Source organism: Kitasatospora sp. NPDC054795 (genome assembly GCF_053611565.1).
In genome coordinates this window covers 1-19,993 of record NZ_JBSHAP010000016.1, presented here as the reverse complement: position 1 = coordinate 19,993, position 19,993 = coordinate 1, and the positions used below count along the sequence as shown (strand labels likewise).

Sequence of the window (19,993 nt, the reverse complement as noted above, 5' to 3'; positions counted from 1 at the left end):
CCCTGTGCCGCGCGTCACGGCGGCTGTGCCGTGCGTCACGGCGCACGGTCACGCACATGCCCGGCCGCCCGGCCGGGAAGAGAGCGTCCGGGCCCCGGCAGGCGGCCGGTCCCGTTGTCGGAGCACACGTCAGTTTCCGTCGGCAGCAAGGAAGTTGAGAAGTCATGCAGGTCTGGCCCGGTACGCCCTACCCGCTCGGCGCCACCTACGACGGGGCCGGCACCAACTTCGCCGTGTTCTCCGAGAGCGCCGACCGGATCGAGCTGTGCCTGATCGCCGAGGACGGCTCCGAGACGGCCGTCGAGCTGCGCGAGACGGACGCCTTCGTCCGGCACGCCTACCTCCCGGGCGTCCAGCCCGGCCAGCGCTACGGCTTCCGCGTGCACGGCCCGTACAACCCCGGCCTGGGTCAGCGGCACAACAGCGCCAAGCTGCTGCTGGACCCGTACGCCAAAGCGATGAGCGGGCACATCGACTGGGACGAGTCGGTCTACGGCTACCACTTCGGCGCCCCCGAGCGCCGCAACGACCTGGACTCCGCCCCGCACACCATGCACTCGGTGGTGATCAACCCGTACTTCGACTGGGGCACCGACCGGCCGCCGCGCACCGACTACCACCGCACCGTCATCTACGAGGCCCACGTCAAGGGCCTGACCCGGCTGCACCCGGGCATCCCCGAGGAGATCCGCGGAACGTACGCGGGCCTGGCCCACCCGGCGGTGATCGAGCACCTGGCCAAGCTCGGCGTCACCGCGATCGAGCTGATGCCGGTGCACCAGTTCGTCCGCGACCACCGGCTGCGGGACCTCGGCCTCGCCAACTACTGGGGCTACAACACCGTCGGCTTCTTCGCCCCGCACTCCTCCTACTCCTCCACCGGCGACCGCGGCCAACAGGTGCAGGAGTTCAAGTCCATGGTCAAGGCGCTGCACGCGGCCGGGATCGAGGTGATCCTGGACGTCGTCTACAACCACACCGCGGAGGGCAACCACCTGGGCCCGACGCTGTCGCTGCGCGGCCTGGACAACGTCTCCTACTACCGCCTCGCCCGCGACCAGCGCTTCTACGAGGACACCACCGGCACCGGAAACAGCCTGCTGATGCGCAGCCCCCACGTACTCCAGCTGATCATGGACTCGCTGCGCTACTGGGTCACCGAGATGCACGTGGACGGCTTCCGCTTCGACCTCGCCGCCACCCTCGCCCGGCAGTTCCACGAGGTGGACCGGCTGTCCTCCTTCTTCGACCTGGTCCAGCAGGACCCGGTGGTCTCCCAGGCCAAGCTGATCGCCGAACCCTGGGACCTCGGCGAGGGCGGCTACCAGGTGGGCAACTTCCCCCCGCTGTGGACGGAGTGGAACGGCATGTACCGGGACACCGTGCGGGACCTGTGGCGCGGTGAGAACGCCACCCTCGCCGAGTTCGGCTCCCGGCTCACCGGCTCCGCCGACCTCTACCAGGACGACGGCCGCCGCCCGATCGCCTCGATCAACTTCGTGACCTGCCACGACGGTTTCACGCTGCGCGACCTGGTCTCGTACAACGAGAAGCACAACGAGGCCAACGGCGAGGACAACCGGGACGGCGAGTCCTTCAACCGCTCCTGGAACTGCGGCGTCGAGGGCCCCGCCGCCGACCCGGCCATCGAGGAGCTGCGGGAGCGCCAGCAGCGCAACTTCATCGCCACCCTGATGCTCTCCCAGGGCGTGCCGATGCTCTCGCACGGCGACGAGCTCTGCCGCACCCAGCTGGGCAACAACAACGCCTACTGCCAGGACAACGAACTCACCTGGGTGCACTGGCCCGAGGGCGACGGGCCGCAGGCGCGGCTGCTGGAGTTCACCCAGGGGATGATCTGGCTGCGCCGCGACCACCCGGTGTTCCGGCGGCGGCGGTTCTTCCACGGGCGGCCGGTGTCCGCCTCCGGCGGCTTCGACGACCTCACCGACATCGCCTGGTTCACCCCGACCGGGGAGGAGATGACCAAGCGCAACTGGGGCGCCAGCTACGCCAAGTCGCTGACCGTCTTCCTCAACGGCTACGCGATCTCCGAACCGGACCGGCGCGGCGGCCGGATCGTCGACGACTCCTTCCTGCTGATGTTCAACGCCCACTCCGAACCGCTGGAGTTCACCGTGCCCGCCGACCACGGGCAGGAGTGGCAGGTCGTCGTCGACACCACCCGGCCCCGGCTGCCCGCCCCCGGCACGGGCGCCCGGGTCAAGGCGGGGGACGCCCTCTGGCTCACCGACCGCTCGCTGATGGTGCTGCAGCGGCCCGCCTAGGTGCTCCGGTCCGTGCCGGCGGTGCCGCGGCGGCCGCCCGGGGGCGTGCCGGCGGTGCCGCGGCGCCCGGCCGGGCCGGTCGCCGAACGCGGCGCGGGCCCTTCGGACGGCCGGGGGCGGTCACCTGTTCGGGCCAGCAGCGGGTCTTGGCGGCGGCCTCCCCCGGGTACCTATGGAGCTATGACCCCCGCCGCCGAGCCCGCGCAGCCCCGCCCGGCCGCCACCGTCCCCTCGTCGTCGTACCGCCTCCAGCTCCAGCCCGGCTTCACCCTCCGCGACGCCACCGGCGCCGTCCCCTACCTGGCCGCCCTCGGCGTCTCCCACCTGCACCTGTCCCCGCTGCTGGAGGCCGTCCCCGGCTCCACCCACGGCTACGACACCGTCGACCACACCCGGATCAGCGAGCAGCTCGGCGGCGAGTCGGCGCTGCGCGAACTGGCCGCCGCCGCGCACCGCCACGGCCTGCGGCTGATCGCCGACGTGGTGCCCAACCACATGGCCGTGCCCGCCCCCGAACGGCTCAACCGGCCGCTGTGGCAGGTGCTGCGCGACGGTCCCGACTCGCCGTACGCGCGCTGGTTCGACATCGACTGGACCGCCCAGGCCGGCCCCGCCGACGCCCCCGGGCGCGGCCGGGTGCTGCTGCCGCTGCTCGGCGACCGGCTCGGCGCCGTCCTGGACCAGCTCACCGTGGACGCCGCGGGGGCGCCTCCCGGCCGCCCGGCGGGCGGAGTGCTGCGCTACCACGAGCACGAGCTGCCGTTGCGCCCCGGCACCGAGGAGCTGCCGCTTTCCGAGCTGCTCGGCCGCCAGTGGTACCGGCTCGCCTGGTGGCGCCTGGCCCGCACCGAGCTCAACTACCGGCGCTTCTTCACCGTCAACGAGCTGATCGCCCTGCGGGCCGAGGACCCGGAGGTGTTCGCCGCCACCCACGCCGTCCTGCTCGGACTGCACGCGGACGGTGTCCTGGACGGCTTCCGGATCGACCACCCGGACGGGCTCGCCGACCCGCGCGGCTACCTGCGGCGCCTGGCAGCGGCCACCGGCGGGCAGGCGGGAGGCGCGGCCGGGGCGTACGTCGTGGTCGAGAAGATCCTCACCGGCGAGGAGCGGCTGCCCGAGGACTGGCCGGTGGCCGGCACCACCGGCTACGACGCGCTGCGCCGGATCGACGGCGTGCTCACCGACCACGCGGGCGCCTGCCGGCTGGCCGGGGCGTACGAGTCCTTCCGGCACGGCGGCCCGGTCCGGGACCTCTGCGCGGACCCGCACCCCGCCGTCGCCGAGGCCCGGCGCGGGCGGGCCGACATGGCCGGGCCGGACGGCGAACTCGCCGCCGAGGTCGACCGGCTGGTGCGGATCGCGCTGCGGATCGGCGCCGCCGAGCCCGCGCACGCCGACCACTCGCCGGGGCAGCTGCGCGCCGCGCTCGGCCGGCTGCTCACCGGCTACCCGGCGTACCGGCCGTACGCCCTGCCCGGCGAGGCGGTCCCGGCCGCCTCGGCGGAGCAGCTGCGGGCGGCCCTGGAGGGCTCCGCCGACCCGACCGACCGGCTGGTGGCCGCGCTCGCCCTCGGCGAGCTGGGCCGGGGCGCCGACAAGGACGAGTTCTGCACCCGCTTCGCCCAGACCGCCGCCGCGGTGGCCGCCAAGGGCGTCGAGGACACCGCCTTCTACCGCTGGAACGCCCTGCCCGGCCTCAACGAGGTCGGCGGCGAGCCCGCCCGGCCCGGACTGCGCCCCGCGGACTTCCACGACTGGTGCCGCTACCTGGAGCGCACCTGGCCGCACAGCATGACGGTGCTCTCCACCCACGACACCAAGCGCAGCGCCGACGCCCGGGCCCGGCTCGCCGTGCTCGCCGAGCGGCCGGACGCCTGGGCCGCCGAGGCCGCCGCCTGGTCCACCGCCGCCGGCCCCGGCTTCGACCCGGACGCCGACTGGCTGCTGTGGCACACCCTGGTCGCCGCCTGGCCGATCGACCCGGACCGGCTGGTCGCCGCCCTGCTCAAATCCGCCCGCGAGGCCAAGCTCCACACCTCCTGGACCACCCCCGACCCCCGCTACGAGCGGGCCCTGGAGCAGCGCGCCCGCGCGGTCCACGCCAACCCCGGGCTGCTCCCCCGGATCGAGGGCGCCGTCCACGCCCTCGCCCCGTACGCCCGCGCCAACACCCTGGCCGCCGCGCTGCTGCACCTCACCGTGCCGGGTGTGCCGGACCTCTACCAGGGCAGCGAGGAGCCGCTGTACACCCTGGTCGACCCGGACAACCGGGGCGTGGTGGACTTCGGCGCGCTCGCCGTGCGGCTCACCGACGCGGCCGCGCCGCGCCCCGGCGACCTCGCCCGGGAGAAGCTGCACCTCACCACCACCGCGCTGCACCTGCGCCGCACCCGCCCGCTCGGCCCGTACCGGCCGCTGCACGCGGCGGGCCCCGCCGGTGACCACCTGCTGGCCTTCGCCCGGGGCGAGGGCGTGGTCACCGCCGTCACCCGGCTGCCGTACGCGCTGGAGCGGGCCGGCGGCTGGCGCGACACCGTGCTGGAGCTGCCGGCCGGCGGGCCCTGGACGGACGAGCTGACCGGGCGCGGCCTCCCGGCGGGCACGGTGCCGGTGACGGAGCTGCTGGCGGCCCTGCCGGTGGCCCTGCTGACGAGGAGGGACTGATGCCGCGCTACCAGGTGTGGGCGCCCAACGCCGCCTCCCGCGTGCGGGTCGACGTCAACGGCTTCGCCTACGACCTGGCCCGCTGCCCGGACCGGGACGGCTGGTGGTCCGGCGAGGCCCCGGCGGGCGACTACGCCTTCCGGCTGGACGACGGCCCGCCGCTGCCCGACCCGCGCTCGGCCCGGCAGCCGCACGGCCCGGAGGGGCCCAGCCGCGCGGTGGACCACGCCGCGTTCCGCTGGTCGCGGCCCGTCCGGCACGGCCGGGCGCTGCCCGGCGCGGTGCTGTACGAGCTGCACGTGGGCACCTTCACCGCCCGCGGCACCTTCGACGCCGCCGCCGAACGCCTGGACCACCTGGTCGAGTTGGGCGTGGACTTCGTCGAGCTGATGCCGGTCTGCCCGTTCCCCGGCCGGCACGGCTGGGGCTACGACGGGGTCTCGCTCTGGGCCGTCCACGAGCCCTACGGCGGACCCGAGGGGCTCAAGCGCTTCGTGGACGCCGCCCACCGCAAGGGCCTCGGGGTGGTGCTCGACGTGGTGCACAACCACCTCGGCCCGTCCGGCAACCACCTTCCCGCGTACGGCCCGTACTTCACCGACCGGCACCACACCCCGTGGGGCTCGGCGGTCAACCTGGACGCGCCCGGCTCGGACGAGGTGCGCGCCTACCTGATCGGCAGTGCGCTGGCCTGGCTGCGCGACTACCGGATCGACGGGCTGCGGCTGGACGCCGTGCACGCCCTCGCGGACGACCGAGCCGTCCACTTCCTGGAGGAACTCTCCGCCGAGGTGGGGAGGTTGGCGGTCGCCACCAACCGGCCGCTGTTCCTGATCGCCGAGTCCGACCTCAATACCCCGGCCACCACCGCCCCGCCCGAGGCGGGCGGACAGGGCATCACCGCGCAGTGGAGCGACGACTTCCACCACGCCCTGCACTGCGCGCTCACCGGCGAATCCCAGGGCTACTACGGGGACTTCGCGCACGCGCCGCTCGCCGCCCTCGCCAGGACGCTCACCCGCGGGTTCTTCCACGACGGCACCTGGTCCTCGTTCCGCGGCCGCCGGCACGGACGCCCGTTCACCCCGCCCGGCAACGGCCACCGGCTGCTCGGCTACCTCCAGACCCACGACCAGGTCGGCAACCGGGCGCTGGGGGACCGCGTCTCCACCAGCCTCTCCCCCGGCCGGCTCGCCTGCGGCGCGGCGCTGGTGCTCACCTCACCGTTCACCCCGATGCTCTTCATGGGCGAGGAGTGGGGCGCCGCCACCCCCTGGCAGTACTTCACCGACCACACCGACCCGGACCTCGCCGAGGCCGTCCGGCAGGGCCGGCGCCGGGAGTTCACCGGGCACGGCTGGGCCGCCGAGGCCGTCCCCGACCCCCAGGAGCCGGCCACCGTGCTGCGCTCGGTCCTCGACTGGACCGAGCTCCGGCGCGCGCCCCATTCCGAACTGCTCACGTGGTACCGGACGTTGATCCGGCTGCGGCGCGAGCGCCCGGAGCTGTCCGACCCCGACCTCGGCGCGGTGCGCGCGGACTTCGACGAGGCGGCGGGCCGGCTGGTGGTGCACCGGGGGCCGTACCGGATCGCCGTCAACCTCGGGCCGGACGGGGCCGCGCTGCCGCTCGGGGCCACCGGGCGCGAGGTGGTGGCGGCCTTCGGGGCGGCGGAGCTGGAGGGGACGGCGGTGCGGCTGGCGGCGGACGCGGTGGCGGTCGTCGCCGTGCAGCCCGGCCGGACGCTCACCGGCACGACGGGCTCACCGTAGCGGCCGGGCTCACCGGAGGAAGGTGCCGATCCGCTCCCGGAGCGCCGGGGCGTCCAGGCCGTAGGCGGCCAGGTGCTCCGCGATCGAGCCGTAGTGCCGGTGCTCCTCGCGCGGCACCCCCAGGCCCAGCACCCGGTGCGGGCGGTCGGCGAGGGCCGCGTGCGCCTCGTTCGCGGAGGTGCCCGCCAGGTACGGCTCGACCAGCACCACGTCCGCCCGGTCGCCGAGCGCCGCGCGCAGCCCGGCGGCGTCGAAGGGGCGCACCGTCGCCGCGTACAGCACGGCGACGTCCAGGCCCTCGGTGGCCGCGAGCACCGCGTCCAGCATCGGCCCGACGGCGAGCACGGCCCCGCGCGAGCCGGACCGGACGGTGGTGAAGCGGCCCGGCTCGACCGGCACCGCGGCCGTGTTCCGGTGCTCCGAGAGCCGGACGTACACATTGCGGTCGCCGTCCGCGTAGGCGTGGCGCAGCAGTTGCTCGGCCTCGTCCGGGTGGCCGGGGACGTGGACCGTCCAGTCCGGCAGGGTGTCCAGCAGGGCGACGTCTCCCGGGGACATGTGGGTGCGGCCCCCGGCCGGCCAGTCGTACGAGCCCGCCGCGCTCACCAGCACGGCGCCGACGCCCTGGTGGACGAGGTCCAGCTTGACCTGTTCGAAGGGCCGCTCGATCAGGAAGCTGGCGAAGGTGTGGGCGATCGGACGCATCCCGGTGAGCGCCAGACCGCCCGTCGCGCCGATCAGCAACTGCTCGCGGATGCCGACGTTGACCACCCGGTCGGGGTGGCGCAGCTGTGCCGGGGCGAAGGCGGCCGCGGTGATGTCGGCGAGCACCACGGCCAGCCGGGGGTCCTCGTCCAGCAGGCGGGTGGTCACGTCCACGAAGCGCTCGCGCATGGTGTCCATCGGTGAAGTTCCTCTCGGGGGCTCGCTCTTGGCCTGATCGGTCGCGGCAGGGCGGGTCGTGGTGGGGCGGGTCGTGGTGCCGGCGGGCGGGGGCTGCCGCCGGGTGCTCAGTGCTGCTCCTTGGGCTCGACCCGGGCGACCACCACGTGCGGGCGGCCCGGGTGCTCCGCGGTGTACGCGCGGTGCAGCGCCTCGTGATCGCGCCCGTCCACCGTGGCGGTCGACCAGCCCTCGGACGCGAAGCGCTGGGCGATGCCGCCCTGCCAGCCGTGCGTGGCCGAGGAGTTGTCGATCACCACCACGTGCAGCCGCTCCAGCCCGTAGGCCCCGGCGAAGGCCACCGCCTCGGCGTTGGAGCCCTCGTCGAACTCCGCGTCGCCGACCAGCACCCACACCGCCGGGTCGGTCAGGCCCTGCGCCCGCAGCCCGAGCGCGGTGCCGACGGCCAGCGGCAGGCCGTGTCCGAGCGAGCCGGAGGCGATCTCGACGCCCGCGAGCAGGGTGCGGTCCGGGTGGTGGCCGAGCGGCGAGTCGTAGCCGCCGAAGCTCGGCAGCACGGCCGGGTCGAGGAAGCCCTTGGCCGCCAGGACGGCGTAATACGCCATCGGGCCGTGGCCCTTGGAGAGCAGGAAGCGGTCGCGGTCCTGGGCCTCTGCGGTGTCCGGGGTCACCCGCAGCACCCGGTCGTACAGCACCCAGAGCGCGTCCAGGGTGGAGGTGGCGGCCGGGCCGTGCTTCTCGGCGCCGGTCATCAGCGCCATCAGGGCGGGCAGGTCCTCGAACCGGGTGTCGGTCGCGGCGGTCGCAGTCGTGGCGGTCGCGGTCGTGCCGGTCGCAGTCATGGCGGTCGCGTTCGTCGTCATGACCACGATGGTGCAACTTAAAGCCGACTTGAGGTCAAGCGGCTACAGTGGGTGCCCATGACCGCCCACTCCGACGGCCGCCGGGCCCCCGGCCCGCACCACGGCGACCTGCTCACCATCGGCCAACTCGCCCGCCGCAGTGGCCTCGCCGCCTCCGCGCTGCGCTACTACGAGAGCCTCGACCTGATCCAGGCCACCCGCACCTCCGGCGGCCAGCGCCGCTACACCCGCGGCACGCTGCGCCGGATCGCCTTCATCCGGGCCGCCCAGCGGGTGGGCCTCTCCCTGGACGAGGCGAAGGTCGCCCTCGACCGCCTCCCCGAGCGCCCGGCCCCCAGCGGCACCGAGTGGGACCGGGTCGCCGCGTCCTGGCAGAGCCGGATCGACGAGCAGATCGCCGAACTCCAGCGACTCAAGGCCAAGCTCACCGGCTGCATCGGCTGCGGCTGCCTGTCCCTCTCCCGCTGCGCCCTCTACAACGCCGCCGACCGCGCCGGCGAGGCCGGCCCCGGCGCCCGCTACCTGCTCACCCGCGACCCGGACGGCGGACCCGAGCCGGTCCCGTCGGGCATGGAGACCTGCGGCACCCGCCCGGAGGGGCACTGAAAACCCTTTGCGCCGGGGCCGTTCGCCTGCCTACGGTACGCCCGTGCTGCCCTTGGTGCTGACGGACGAGGAGTGGGACGCGGTCGTCCCCGACGAGACGGTGATGCGCCCCGGCGCCGAGGCGCTCTGCGCCCGGCTGGGCGTCGGGGGCCTGCCCCTGGAGCGCTTCCCGGAGGGCTCCGTGCCGGTCTACGCGGTCGGCGACGCGCTGGTGCTCAAGCTGTTCCCGGCCGTCTCCGCCCGGGACGGCATCGTCGAGGAGCGCGTGCTCACCCGCCTGGACGGCGCACTGCCGATCCCCACCCCGACCGTCCACGAGGCCGGCGAGTACGTCAACGGCTGGCGCCACGTCCTGATGTCCCGCCTGCCCGGCGAGGGCCTCGCCCCGGCCTGGCCGCGCATCCCGCAGGCCGACCGCGAGCGGATCGCCCGCCGCTGCGGCGAGGCGCTCGCCGCCCTGCACGCCCTCGACCCCGAGCCGCTCGCCGACGTCCTCGGCCCCGGCGACTGGCCGGCCTTCCTGGCCCGCCGGGCCGCGGGCGCGGTGGACCGCCAGCGCGAACGCGGGCTGGCGCGGGAGTGGCTGGAGCAGATCCCGGACTTCCTCGCCGCCGCCCCGCTCCCCGCCGCACCCGGGCGCTCCCTGCTGCACACCGAGTTCATGCGCGAGCACCTGCTCACCGACCCCGCCGACGGCTGGCGCCTCACCGGCCTGATCGACTTCGAGCCCGCGATGATCGGCGACCCGGCCTACGACCTGGTCGCCGTCGGACTCTTCACCACCCGGGGGGACCCGCACCTGCTCGGCCACCTGCTGAACGCCTACGGCCGCCATTTCGAGCCCAGGCTGCTGATGGCGTGCACCCTGCTCCACGTGTACAGCAACCTGCCGTGGTACCTGCGGGAGTTGAAGCCCTCGGCACGGACGCTGGACGCCCTCGCCGAGGAGTGGTTCGGGACCGCCTAGCCACGCCCTACGGACGCGGGTCGGTGCGCAGCAGGCTGTACCGGACGACATCGCGCCACTCGCCGGCCCGGAAGGTCACCGCGCGCTGCACGCCCTCCCGGGTGAAGCCGAGCTTCTCCAGGACGCGCTGCTCGGCCAGGTTGCCCGCCTCGGTGTCCGCCTCCAGCCGCATCACCGGGGAGTGCGCGAACAGGTGGTCCACCAGCAGCCGTTGGGCCCGGGTGCCGATCCCGCGCCCGCGCACGTGCGGCAGCAGCTGCACGCCGATGCTCCAGTACGGGGCGGACGGCCGCACCCCGCTGCGGTTGGCGGCGACGAAGCCGCCGAACCTGCCCCCGACCTCGACCGCGAGCATCCACTGCCCCTCCTCCAGCAGCCCGCTCTCCAGCCACCGGCGGCGGTACCGCTGCGGATCGCGCCAGCCGTACCACTGGAACTCCCCCAGCATCTCCGGGTCGTTCACCAGCCCCTCGACCACGGGGAGGTCGGCCTCGGCTATCGGGCGCAGGGACACTGATTCTTCACTCATGCAGGCGCCAACGCCCGAGCGGACGCGACGGTTCCTCAACCGAGCGGCGGCCGGGGATCGGTGCGCGGCAGGCTGTGGATCGAGCGGGCGAGCCGGAATCCCACGTCGTCGATCCGCAGCGTCGGGTGGCTCCGGCGGCGGACGGAGGCGCGGCAGCTCCAGTGCTCGTCGAACCAGCCGCCGCCGCGCAGGACGCGGTACTCGCCGTACACCTCGGGGTCGTACCGGTCCCAGCACCACTCCCAGACGTTGCCGAGCAGGTCGTACAGCCCGTGGGCGTTCGGGCGCAGCCCGCCCACCTCGTGCGGGCGCTCGCCCGAGTTGCCGCGGTACCAGGCGATGTCGTCCAGCGGGCCGTAGCGCGGGCCGTCCGTGCCGGCGCGGCAGGCGTGTTCCCATTCGGCCTCGGTGGGCAGCCGGTAGCCGTCGGCGGCGCGGTCCCAGGACACGTCCTCGCCGTCCACCTCGTAGGCGGGCGCGAGGCCTTCGCGCCGGGACAGCTCGTTGCAGTGGCGGACGGCGTCCAGCCAGGAGACGCTGTGCGCGGGGCGGCGGTCGCCGGTCGCGCCCTCGTACTGCTCGCGGGTCACCGGACAGGCCGCCAGCCGGAACGGGGCGACGTCGACGGCCCAACTGCGCCGGGTGCGACGGTCGGAGAGGGTGACCCGGCCGGACGGTACGGTGATCATCCGACGATCCTAGGGCGTGTCGGTCGCGGCCGGGGCCCTGCGCCGGGTCACAGGGCCGGCAACGACAGCGCGAAGCCCGCGAGCACCGCCCAGCCGACCGGCACGGCCCCGCCGGCGGCCCAGGCGAAGCCCGCCGCCGGGCGGCCCCGATCCCGACCCCCGGCCCGCTGGAAGCCCGCGGTCAGGCCGGCGATCGCGGCGACGGGCATGGCGAGGCAGGACAGGTAGACGGCCCCGTACCAGATCGGCACCACGGAGATCATCCCGAGGAACGCGAACGGGGCCGACACCAGCGCGACCACGACGCCGGCCGCCGTGCAGGCGACGCGGAGCCGCTTCGGGTCGGAGAAGAACGGCGGCACGGCACAGGCCGCGACGCACACCAGCGCGGGCGCGGAGAGGATCGCTCCCACCGGCCCGTAGCCCGCCACCGCGAGGATCACCGGCAGCAGGAACGCCCCGACCCCCAGCCCGGACAGCCACCGGGCACTGACCGGCACCTCGACCATTCTTCCCCTCCGCCTGCGGAACCGTTCGGTGCGGGGAAGCTAGCACGCGCGGGCGGCGCGGGGCACAGCGGGCGGTCGCCGCCGGTCGGGCGGGCCGGACCGATAATGGACCGGACGATTCCGTGGGTGAGAGGTGGCGCATGGCCGGCAGGTTGCGGGTGCTGAGGAAGCAGAACCGGCTCAGCCTGGAGGCACTCGCCGAGCAGGTCGGCGTCACCAAGAGCTACCTCTCCAAGGTCGAGCGCGGCATCAGCGACCCGTCGATCTCGACGGCGCTCAAGCTGGCCCACGCCCTCAAGGTCGACGTCGGCCGGCTCTTCTCGGACGAGGTGGAGCCCGAGCTCGTCACCGTCGTCCGGGCCGGTGAGCGCACTCCCGTCGGCACCGGGGCGGGCTCCGGCGTCTCCCGTTACGAGGGCATCGCGACCGGGCTCAGCGGCAAGCGGATGGTGCCGTTCATGATGTACCCGCCGACCGAACCGGCGGACCCGCCGTTCAAGTCGCACACGGGCGAGGAGTTCTTCTTCGTCCACGCGGGCACCGCCGTGCTGGAGTTCCCCGAGCGGAGCGTCGAACTCGGCCCCGGGGACAGCGTGTACTTCAACTCGGCGCTGCCCCACCGCTGCCGGAGCACCGGGCCGGAGCCGGCCGAGATCCTCGTGGTCATCCACGACGACCCGGACGGCCCCTCGGACCGGGTTCCCACGCTGCCCTGACGGGCCCGGCGGACCCGGGGCCGCCCTGAAGCCGTCCCGAGCCCGGCTTCAGGGCGGCCTCACGCCGCTGTCAGGCCTTCGGCCCGGCGCCGTCCGCCAGGGCGACCCCCGCCGCGGACAGCAGCGCGGACAGCTGCGCCGTCCGCGCCCCGTCCAGCGGCAGCAAGGGGTGCCGGGGCTCGCCGGCGTCCAGGCCGCACAGGGCCAGGCCCGCCTTCACCGTGGTCGGCAGACCCCCGCCGAGCAGGAACTGCAGCACCGGCAGCTGCCGGTAGAACACCCGGCGGGCCGTCTCCGGGTCACCGGCGCGCACCGCCCGGTACAGGTCGAGGGTGAGCTCGGGGATGAGGCAGGGTGCCGCCGTGCACCAGCCGGCCGCGCCGGCCGCGAACGCCTCCAGGGCCAGCGGGTTGGAGCCGTTGTAGAACGGCAGGGCGCCGTCGGAGAGCTGGGTGAGCCGGTGCATCCGCTGGATGTCGCCGCTGCTCTCCTTGACCATGGTGATGTTCTCCACCTGGTCGACCAGCCGGTGCATGAGTTCCGGGCGGAGGTCGACCCCGGCGGTGGCGGGGTTGTTGTAGATCATCAGCGGGATGCCGATCGCGTCGGCGATCTCGGTGTAGTGCCGGGTGATCTCGCGTTCGTCCAGCCGCCAGTACGAGAGCGGCAGCACCATCACCACGTCGGCGCCGGCCCGTTCGGCGAACCGGGCGCGGCGGACGGCGCTGCGGGTGGTGAGGTCGGCGATGCCGACGACGGTGGGCACCCGGCCGGCGACGGCCGCCACCGACGCCTCGGCGGCGGTGTACCACTCCTGGTCGTCGAGGTAGGCGCTCTCGCCGGTGGAGCCGAGCGGGGCGATGGCGTGGCAGCCGGAGCGGACCAGCCGGTCGATCAGCTCGGCGAGCCGGTCGAGGTCCGGGCCGCCGTCGGTCGCGGAGAACGGGGTCACCGGGTAGGCGATGATCCCTTCCAGGGTGGTGGCGCGCATCTCAGGAGTCCTTCCGGGTGACGAGGGCGTCGCCGTGGCCGGCCCGCAGGGCGCGGCGGGCGTAGTAGGCGAAGTTCGCCTGGCCGCGCTTGGGGGTGGAGATCCAGTCGTGCGCCTCCTTGGCGAGCGGTCCGGGGATCTCCTGGATCTTCCCGGCGGCCCCGGCGAGGAGCTGCAGCTCGGCGGCCCGCTCGAAGAGCAGGGCCAGGGTGCACGCCTCCTCGACGGTTCCGGTGGCGACCAGCTGGCCGTGGTGGGCGAGCAGGAGGGCGCGCTTGTCGCCGAGGGCGGCGGAGATGATCTCGCCCTCCTCGTTGCCGACCGGGATGCCGGGCCACTCGTCCAGGAAGGCGCAGTCGTCGTAGAGCGGGCACATGTCCATGTGCGAGACGACCAGCGGGGTCTCCAGCATCGAGAGCGCGGAGACGTGCAGCGGGTGGGTGTGGATGATGCAGTTGACGTCCGGACGGGCCCGGTAGACCCAGCTGTGGAACCGGTTGGCCGGGTTGGCCATCCCGTCGCCCTCCAGGACGTGGAGGTCCTCGTCGACGAGGAGGAGGTTGTCCTCGGTGATCTCGTCGAAGCCCAGGCCCAGGCGCTGGGTGTAGTAGGTGCCCGGGCGTTCGGCCCGGGCGGTGATCTGGCCGGCCAGCCCGGAGTCGTGGCCGGCGTCGAACAGGATGCGGCAGGTCAGGGCCAGTTTCTGGCGCACCGTCCAGTCGTTGTCGGGGATCGCGGTCCGCATCCGCTGGTGGGCCAGGTCCACCAGGTCGGTCTTGCCCGTCTCGAACGTGTCGGCCATCGCCGTGGTTCTCCTTCGCTCTTCGGTCGGAGCGGTCCGCCGGGGCGCGGGGTGCGGCGCGCACCGGCGGGCCGCGGGCAGCGGCGACCCGCCCGGCGGCGCCGCGGAGCCCCGGGAAGACACATCATTCACTTTAGGACACCTTGTGTCCTCGCGTCGACGGGTCACCCACCACCAGGACCCCGGAACGCGGAACGCGGCCCCTCCCGCGGGGGCCCCGCTACACCCCGGCCTCCCGAAGGGCGATCGTGCACAGCCGCTTGGTGGCGCGGGTCAGGGCGACGTACAGGTCCCGTTCGCCCGCGGGCCGGGCGGCGGCGATCCCGTCCGGGTCGACCACGACGGCCTCGTCGAACTCCAGGCCGCGCGCCTCCGACGCCGGGACCAGCCGGGCGTACCGCTCGACCCCGGCGGCCGCCAGTTCCGCCATCCGGCCGTCCGCGCACACCACGCCGAGCAGCTCGCCCGGATGCGCGGCGGCCTGCGCCCGCAGCTCGCGCAGCAGCTCACCGGCGAGCCGCTCCGGCGCCACCGCGACGGACCGGGGCTCCTCACCGTGCCGGATCGACCGGACCGGCGGCTGCCCCGGGGCGATCCGGCCGAGCAACTCCCCGGTGGTGGCCAGGATCTCCCGCGTGGTCCGGTAGCTGACGGTCAGTGTCCGCAGGTCGAAGCGGCGGCCGACGTGCGGGGCGAGCGCCTCGTGCCAGTCCCGTGCGGTCGCCGCCGGGCCCGCCTGCGCGAAGTCGCCGACCAGTGTCATCGACCGGCCCGGGCACCGGCGCAGAACCATCCGCCACTGCATCGCCGTCAGCTCCTGCGCCTCGTCGACGACGACGTGCCCGAAGGCCTGCTCGGGCGGCCCGTCGACCAGGCTCGCCGCCTCGTCGAGGAGCGGCACGTCGGCGTCGGCCCACGGCGCGCCGGGCGTGCGCAGCAGCGACGCCCGCTCGTCGTCGCCGAGGTGCGGCAGGCGCGCGGCCAGTGCGTCGGCGTCGGCCAGCAGGGCCTCGACGACCTCGCCCGGCACGAGCCGCGGCCAGAGCTCCTCGACGGCCCGGTCCACGTACGCGTCGTCCAGGAGCGCGGCCCGGACGGCATCGGCGTCGAACTCGTCGGCCCCCGTGGCGGGTTCGTCGTCGACGCCGAGCCTGCGCAGGTCCCGGGCCGCCATCCGGTCGAGGTCGATGCCGGTGAGCAGCGCGACCTCGGCGTCGATGCGCTCCAGCGCCTCGACCGTGCCGCGGGCCAGCGCGCCGGTCAGGGAGTCCACCAGCAGCTCCAGGAACAGCCGGCGCGCCCGGTTGTGGGCGAGGCCGCTCGCCTGCGCCGCCGACCGCGCCCCGGCGACCTCCGCCTCCTCCAGGCGGACCCACTCCCGCCCGACCCGGACGGTGAAGTCCCCGCCCGGGGCCTGCCGCGAGCGGACCGACCCGGCCAGCGCGTCGGCCAGTTCGGCGCCGCCCTTGAGGCGCGCCGCCCCGAACCCGTCCACGGCGCCCGGCGCGACGCCGGCCAGTTCCTCGCACGTCGCCAGGACGACGTCGTTCTCCCCGAGCGAGGGCAGCACCCGGGAGATGTAGTCGAGGAACCGCGCGTTCGGACCCAGCACCAGCACACCGCGCTCGGCCGCCTTCGGGAACGCGTACAGCACGTACGCGGCGCGGTGCAGCGCCACCACCGTCTTTCCGGTGCCCGGGCCGCCCTGCACCACCGTCACCCCTCGGTGCGACGAGCGGACGATCGCGTCCTGCTCGGTCTGGAGCGTGGCGACCGCCGTCCCCATCCGCCCGGTCCGCCGCTCCCGCAGCGCCGCCGCCAACGGGCCGTCCCCGACGACGTCCCCGGCGGCCGGCTCCGAACCGTCCAGCAGTTCGTCGCTCACCCCGACCACCGTACGGCCCGTCAGGCTCAGATGGCGGCGCCGCCGCAGCCCCAGGGGGTGGACCGGCGTCGCCTCGTAGAAGGCCCGTGCCGCCTCCGCCCGCCAGTCCACCAGCAACGGCAGGTCGTCCTCGTCCCGTTGCAGCCCCAGCCGCCCGACCCGCAGCACCGTCCCGTCCGCCAGGTCGATCCGGCCGAAGACCAGCCCGCCCTCGGCGCCCTGCAGCCGGCGCACCTCGCCCGCCAGCCGCCCGGCCGCCACCTCCCGCTCGTACACCTCGCCCGCGCCGTCCGCCGCCGACGCGAGCACCCGCCCCAGCTGCTCCCGTGCCCGGGCGAGCCGCTCGTCGAACAGCTCGCCGATGACGGACACCTGCACCCGCTCCAGCTCCACCTGCTGTGCGGCGTTGTCGTGGATCTGCGACAAGGAAGAGCCCCCTCTCGATTCGACCCGCCACTATGCAGAGGAAATCCGGGGAAGTAAATGTTGACTTGTCCGGTTCGCATGTGGCCCCCGAATCCCGTACGGCACTTTTCCCGGCGGAATTCCGGTACGCCGCCGAGGCGCCTCTCCCCACCCCGCGAAAACGCCCTTTCCCGGCCCCGGGCGGGGGTGTCGCCCCGCGCCGGCCCGGGGCCCGGCCACTCCGGCCGAACCGTGCCCCGGAAGCCCCAACAGCCCATCGCACAGCGGCTCTTGAGCCCTGAGAGCCCGCCCGCCGGACGGCTAGGATCGGCGGAATGAACCGTACGATCCGCACCACCGAAGACGTCCTCGCCCTCCTCGACGGCCTCTTCCCGCCGGCCGGACCGTTCTGGGACCAGTTCTACGCGGACCGGTCCGCCGAACGCCCGTTCTTCACCCCGAAACCGGACGAGAACCTGGCCTCCTACCTGGACCGCGGCCTGCTCGCCCCCGGCCGGGCGCTCGACCTCGGCTGCGGCGCCGGCCGCAACGCCGTCCACCTGGCCTCGCTCGGCTTCGAAGTGGACGCCGTCGACCTCTCCGCCACCGCCGTGGCCTGGGCCGAGGAGCGCGCCCGCGAGGCCGGCGCGGGCACCGGCCTGCGGTTCCACCGGGCGAGCATCTTCGAGGCCCGGCTCCCCCACTCCCACTACGACCTGGTCTACGACTCCGGCTGCCTGCACCACCTCCCGCCGCACCGCCGGGTCAGCTACCTGGCCCTGCTCGACCGGGTGCTGGCACCGGGCGGGCACTTCGCCGTCACCGCCTTCGCGGCCGGCGCGACGGGCTCCGAGCGGACCGACGAGGAGCTCTACCGGCTCGGCGCCCTGGAGGGCGGCCTGGCGTACTCGCCGGACGAACTCCGCTCGCTGTTCCGCGAGTTCACCCCGCTGGAGATCCGCCCGATGGCCGCCCAGGGCCCCGGTTCGACGCTGTTCGGCGTCCCCTTCCTCCTCACCGCGCTCTTCCGCCGGGCCCCCGGCCGCTGACCGGCCTCCCGCCCGGCGCCCCGGCCGCCGTCAGTCCCGCTCCCGTCCCACCGCCGCCTCGTACGCCAGCAGCGTGTCCACCACCAGGCGCCGCTGCGCCGGGTCGAGCGGCCCGAGGGCCGTGCGCCAGGCGACGGCCCCCGGGGCGAGCCAGGCCTCGATCGCGGACAGCCGGGCGGGGGCGATCGCGACGATGCGGCGCCGGCGGTCGGCCTCGTCCTCGCGCCGTTCGAGGATGCCCTGCCGACTGAGGTCGCCGACCATCAGGCTGACCGTGGTGGGGGCGACCTCCAGCCGGGCGGCGAGGTCGTTCACGCCCATCGGTCCGTCCAGCAGCAGGCAGGCCAGCAGCGACAGGTGACGGGGCGCCAGTGCGAAGCCGCGCAGCGGCTCGGGGACGGGGATCCGCTTGGCCCGCCCGACCAGCCGGGGCATCAGCAGCAGCATCGACCGCACCGCGTCGTCGAGCCCCTCCCCGGTCGACGACGGCGTGTTCGGCGATTCCCCTTCGGCCGTTGACATCGCACACCCCTCCTCAGTTACCTTTGACATCAAAGCTGTTTTATGTGCAAAGCGAACCCGTCAGCCCATGGTACGAACCGAGCCGAACGGAGCCCCACCATGCCGCACCTGAGCCTGCACATCCGCGAGGAGTCCCTCGACCCCGAGGTCGAGCGGGCCCTCATCGCCGGCCTCACCGAGGCCGTCACCTCCGTCTTCGGCGAACGGGTCCGCCCGCTGGTCGCGGTCGAGCTGATCGGGGTCCCCCAGCGCCGCCGGGGCATCGGCGGACTGCCGACCGAGGAGGTCGCGCCGGTGGTCCTGCTGAGCCTGCGGGAGGCGGCCTACCACCTGCCGCAGGTACCCGACGCGCCCGCCCGTCTGGTCGCGGCGGCCACCGCGGCGATCACCGGCACGCTCGGCGAGGCCGTCGGACGGCAGACCGTGGTCACCCTCGACGGCGTCCCGGCGGGCCGCTCCGGGATCGGCGGCCGGGTCGCCTGACCGGGGCCACCCCGCGGATCCGTCGCACGGCGCCGCGCACCCGCCCCCACCAGCCCGGATGCGCCGCCCCGGCCCGCGCGCGGAGGCGGCCGCGCACCCCTGGAACCCTCCGCGCCCCGCCCACCGCACCCCTCCGCACCCGGTCACATTCACCCCATGAGCCCCACCAGTCCCAAAGGGAATCCGGGCCTCCGGCCGGAACCCGGCTTTGCGACCGGCGGTCCGGTGGCATAGGTTTCGAGCGCCGTCGACACACCATCGACCCTGACCGGCCATCAGTCACGGGGCGGACAGCGGGGCGAGGGGCCAGACGGCCGCATGCACAGGGGAGGAGCTGCCATGCCGCAAGCCCGCGACCACGGGTCGACCGGGCGGCGGGGACGGACGGACGGCGCCGCGCACCAGCGGCCCACGGCCGGTGCGCGCCCGACCCCCGCCCACGCCACCGGACATCCGAGGAACCGTCAGTTGCGCACCACCAGAGTCGTCACCGCCACCGCCGCAGCCCTCGTCTGCCTGGGCGCCCTCAGCGCCTGCGGGCCGGACAACGGCAGCCAGGACGCCAACCCCGCCCTCCCCGCCGCCACCACCGGGCCCAGCGTCAACCCCAACAAGCCCAGCGGGTCCGACAAGGGCATCCCGGACAAGGCCTGGATGGACACCAAGAGCATCCCGATGGACGAGAGTTACCACTACACACCGCTGGCGGCCAACGCCAAGCAGCTCTCCGGCCAGGTCCAGTTCAAGGGCATGGAGCTGTGCCGCGCCGCGGTCGCGAAGGACGACGAGCCGCTGTTCACCGGCACCGCCTCCGCCCGGGCCTCGGTCGGCTTCGGCGGGGACCGCTGGACGGCCGAGCAGACCCTGCTGTTCCACGGTGACCCGACCCGTAGCAGCGGCACCAAGCAGAGCACCAACCTGGCCCAGGGCCGTCTGACGGAGGCGGTCAAGTCCTGCGCCAAGACCGCGCCCGGCGCCACCGTGAAGGTCGACAGCGCCCCGGACGCGCCCTACTTCGCCGCCGTCCTGACCGTCCCGCAGGCCGACGGCAGCACCGTCACCCTGCACGAGTACGTGGTCAGCGACGGCGGCGCGGTCAGCGAACTGGCGGTCTGGGCCACCACCAAGGCCGGCGCCCAGCCCAAGGACGCCTGGAAGGCCCCCGAGGACAAGTACGTCGGCACCGGCATGACCGCACCGATGTGCGAGGCCCTCCCGGGCTGCGACGGGCACTGACGCCCGACGGGCCCTGACACGCCGCGGACGGCCGCCCGGGCCCGTCCGGTCCCCTGTTCCGGACCCGCCCCGGGGGCGCCGACGGGGCCGCGCCCGCGGCCCGGGCTCGGA

18 protein-coding genes are annotated in these 19,993 nt (G+C 74.7%); 9 read left to right on the top strand and 9 right to left on the bottom strand.

The window, feature by feature from the left end; genetic code table 11:
• Positions 1-164 precede the first annotated feature (164 nt).
• The 3 genes from glgX (at position 165) to treZ (ending at position 6,727) form a co-directional block, all read left to right on the top strand.
• Positions 165-2,288, top strand: coding sequence for a glycogen debranching protein GlgX (gene glgX, locus ACWGJO_RS08300; RefSeq protein WP_452182723.1), 2,124 nt, complete (start codon positions 165-167; stop codon positions 2,286-2,288).
• 180 nt (positions 2,289-2,468) lie between these two features.
• Complete coding sequence (treY, locus tag ACWGJO_RS08295; protein WP_452182722.1) at positions 2,469-4,955, top strand: malto-oligosyltrehalose synthase; 2,487 nt, start codon at positions 2,469-2,471, stop codon at positions 4,953-4,955.
• Positions 4,955-6,727, top strand: a complete 1,773-nt coding sequence (gene treZ / locus ACWGJO_RS08290) for a malto-oligosyltrehalose trehalohydrolase (RefSeq protein WP_452182721.1) — start codon at positions 4,955-4,957, stop codon at positions 6,725-6,727. The genes treY and treZ overlap by 1 nt, the downstream gene beginning before the upstream one ends.
• A gap of 9 nt (positions 6,728-6,736) precedes the next feature.
• Here treZ and ACWGJO_RS08285 read toward each other — a convergent pair whose 3' ends face one another.
• Both ACWGJO_RS08285 and ACWGJO_RS08280 read right to left on the bottom strand, forming a co-directional pair.
• Complete coding sequence (locus tag ACWGJO_RS08285) at positions 6,737-7,630, bottom strand: transketolase family protein (RefSeq protein WP_452182720.1); 894 nt, start codon at positions 7,628-7,630, stop codon at positions 6,737-6,739.
• Positions 7,631-7,737: 107 nt separating this feature from the next.
• Positions 7,738-8,472: a thiamine pyrophosphate-dependent enzyme gene (locus ACWGJO_RS08280; RefSeq protein ID WP_452182785.1), complete on the bottom strand. Its 735-nt coding sequence runs from the start codon at positions 8,470-8,472 to the stop codon at positions 7,738-7,740.
• A 78-nt stretch (positions 8,473-8,550) separates the two neighbouring features.
• Here ACWGJO_RS08280 and soxR point away from each other — a divergent pair, with 78 nt between their 5' ends.
• Both soxR and ACWGJO_RS08270 read left to right on the top strand, forming a co-directional pair.
• A complete protein-coding gene (gene soxR, locus ACWGJO_RS08275) occupies positions 8,551-9,099 on the top strand; it encodes a redox-sensitive transcriptional activator SoxR (protein WP_359909625.1) in 549 nt (182 codons plus the stop codon).
• A gap of 43 nt (positions 9,100-9,142) precedes the next feature.
• Positions 9,143-10,066, top strand: a complete 924-nt coding sequence (locus ACWGJO_RS08270; protein ID WP_452182719.1) for a phosphotransferase family protein — start codon at positions 9,143-9,145, stop codon at positions 10,064-10,066.
• 7 nt (positions 10,067-10,073) lie between these two features.
• Here ACWGJO_RS08270 and ACWGJO_RS08265 read toward each other — a convergent pair whose 3' ends face one another.
• From ACWGJO_RS08265 to ACWGJO_RS08255, 3 genes are read right to left on the bottom strand one after another with little or no spacing between them, the layout of a single operon-like run.
• Positions 10,074-10,595 carry a GNAT family N-acetyltransferase gene (locus ACWGJO_RS08265; protein ID WP_452182718.1) on the bottom strand — a complete coding sequence of 174 codons (522 nt, stop codon included), beginning with the start codon at positions 10,593-10,595 and terminating at the stop codon, positions 10,074-10,076.
• 35 nt (positions 10,596-10,630) lie between these two features.
• Positions 10,631-11,284: a formylglycine-generating enzyme family protein gene (locus ACWGJO_RS08260; RefSeq protein WP_452182717.1), complete on the bottom strand. Its 654-nt coding sequence runs from the start codon at positions 11,282-11,284 to the stop codon at positions 10,631-10,633.
• A gap of 47 nt (positions 11,285-11,331) precedes the next feature.
• Entirely contained in the window at positions 11,332-11,793 is a 462-nt protein-coding gene (locus ACWGJO_RS08255; protein WP_452182716.1) for a hypothetical protein, read from the bottom strand.
• Between the two features lie 140 nt (positions 11,794-11,933).
• Between ACWGJO_RS08255 and ACWGJO_RS08250 the strand changes: the two genes are divergently transcribed.
• Positions 11,934-12,509 (top strand): helix-turn-helix domain-containing protein, encoded by a 576-nt coding sequence (locus ACWGJO_RS08250; RefSeq protein WP_359909615.1) that lies wholly within the window; start codon positions 11,934-11,936, stop codon positions 12,507-12,509.
• Positions 12,510-12,579: 70 nt separating this feature from the next.
• Here the strand turns inward: ACWGJO_RS08250 and ACWGJO_RS08245 are convergent, their stop codons facing one another.
• The 3 genes from ACWGJO_RS08245 to ACWGJO_RS08235 form a co-directional block, all read right to left on the bottom strand.
• Positions 12,580-13,500, bottom strand: coding sequence for a dihydrodipicolinate synthase family protein (locus tag ACWGJO_RS08245; RefSeq protein WP_452182715.1), 921 nt, complete (start codon positions 13,498-13,500; stop codon positions 12,580-12,582).
• A gap of 1 nt (position 13,501) precedes the next feature.
• Positions 13,502-14,302: an aldolase gene (locus ACWGJO_RS08240; protein WP_387693372.1), complete on the bottom strand. Its 801-nt coding sequence runs from the start codon at positions 14,300-14,302 to the stop codon at positions 13,502-13,504.
• Between the two features lie 220 nt (positions 14,303-14,522).
• Positions 14,523-16,613 (bottom strand): HelD family protein, encoded by a 2,091-nt coding sequence (locus tag ACWGJO_RS08235; protein WP_452182714.1) that lies wholly within the window; start codon positions 16,611-16,613, stop codon positions 14,523-14,525.
• Positions 16,614-16,927: 314 nt separating this feature from the next.
• On the opposite strand from ACWGJO_RS08235, the gene ACWGJO_RS08230 reads away from it, so the two are divergent.
• Positions 16,928-17,641, top strand: coding sequence for a class I SAM-dependent methyltransferase (locus ACWGJO_RS08230; protein WP_452182713.1), 714 nt, complete (start codon positions 16,928-16,930; stop codon positions 17,639-17,641).
• Positions 17,642-17,671: 30 nt separating this feature from the next.
• Here ACWGJO_RS08230 and ACWGJO_RS08225 read toward each other — a convergent pair whose 3' ends face one another.
• Entirely contained in the window at positions 17,672-18,163 is a 492-nt protein-coding gene (locus tag ACWGJO_RS08225) for a MarR family transcriptional regulator (protein ID WP_452182712.1), read from the bottom strand.
• A 99-nt stretch (positions 18,164-18,262) separates the two neighbouring features.
• Between ACWGJO_RS08225 and ACWGJO_RS08220 the strand changes: the two genes are divergently transcribed.
• Together ACWGJO_RS08220 and ACWGJO_RS08215 are read left to right on the top strand one after the other, a co-directional pair.
• Positions 18,263-18,646, top strand: coding sequence for a tautomerase family protein (locus ACWGJO_RS08220; RefSeq protein ID WP_452182711.1), 384 nt, complete (start codon positions 18,263-18,265; stop codon positions 18,644-18,646).
• 468 nt (positions 18,647-19,114) lie between these two features.
• Positions 19,115-19,882, top strand: coding sequence for a hypothetical protein (locus ACWGJO_RS08215; RefSeq protein ID WP_452182710.1), 768 nt, complete (start codon positions 19,115-19,117; stop codon positions 19,880-19,882).
• The last annotated feature ends 111 nt before the right edge of the window (positions 19,883-19,993 follow it).

What these genes read in the sequence shown, in the direction of transcription:
- glgX (WP_452182723.1), top strand. Translation starts at nt 165, where the DNA reads ATGCAGGTCTGGCCCGGTACGCCCTACCCGCTCGGCGCCACCTACGAC.
- ACWGJO_RS08220 (WP_452182711.1), top strand. Translation starts at nt 18,263, where the DNA reads ATGCCGCACCTGAGCCTGCACATCCGCGAGGAGTCCCTCGACCCCGAG.
- ACWGJO_RS08245 (WP_452182715.1), bottom strand. Translation starts at nt 13,500, where the DNA reads ATGCGCGCCACCACCCTGGAAGGGATCATCGCCTACCCGGTGACCCCG.
- ACWGJO_RS08240 (WP_387693372.1), bottom strand. Translation starts at nt 14,302, where the DNA reads ATGGCCGACACGTTCGAGACGGGCAAGACCGACCTGGTGGACCTGGCC.
- ACWGJO_RS08280 (WP_452182785.1), bottom strand. Translation starts at nt 8,472, where the DNA reads ATGACTGCGACCGGCACGACCGCGACCGCCACGACTGCGACCGCCGCG.
- treY (WP_452182722.1), top strand. Translation starts at nt 2,469, where the DNA reads ATGACCCCCGCCGCCGAGCCCGCGCAGCCCCGCCCGGCCGCCACCGTC.
- ACWGJO_RS08260 (WP_452182717.1), bottom strand. Translation starts at nt 11,284, where the DNA reads ATGATCACCGTACCGTCCGGCCGGGTCACCCTCTCCGACCGTCGCACC.
- ACWGJO_RS08265 (WP_452182718.1), bottom strand. Translation starts at nt 10,595, where the DNA reads ATGAGTGAAGAATCAGTGTCCCTGCGCCCGATAGCCGAGGCCGACCTC.
- ACWGJO_RS08230 (WP_452182713.1), top strand. Translation starts at nt 16,928, where the DNA reads ATGAACCGTACGATCCGCACCACCGAAGACGTCCTCGCCCTCCTCGAC.
- ACWGJO_RS08285 (WP_452182720.1), bottom strand. Translation starts at nt 7,630, where the DNA reads ATGGACACCATGCGCGAGCGCTTCGTGGACGTGACCACCCGCCTGCTG.
- ACWGJO_RS08250 (WP_359909615.1), top strand. Translation starts at nt 11,934, where the DNA reads ATGGCCGGCAGGTTGCGGGTGCTGAGGAAGCAGAACCGGCTCAGCCTG.
- ACWGJO_RS08225 (WP_452182712.1), bottom strand. Translation starts at nt 18,163, where the DNA reads ATGTCAACGGCCGAAGGGGAATCGCCGAACACGCCGTCGTCGACCGGG.
- soxR (WP_359909625.1), top strand. Translation starts at nt 8,551, where the DNA reads ATGACCGCCCACTCCGACGGCCGCCGGGCCCCCGGCCCGCACCACGGC.
- ACWGJO_RS08255 (WP_452182716.1), bottom strand. Translation starts at nt 11,793, where the DNA reads ATGGTCGAGGTGCCGGTCAGTGCCCGGTGGCTGTCCGGGCTGGGGGTC.
- treZ (WP_452182721.1), top strand. Translation starts at nt 4,955, where the DNA reads ATGCCGCGCTACCAGGTGTGGGCGCCCAACGCCGCCTCCCGCGTGCGG.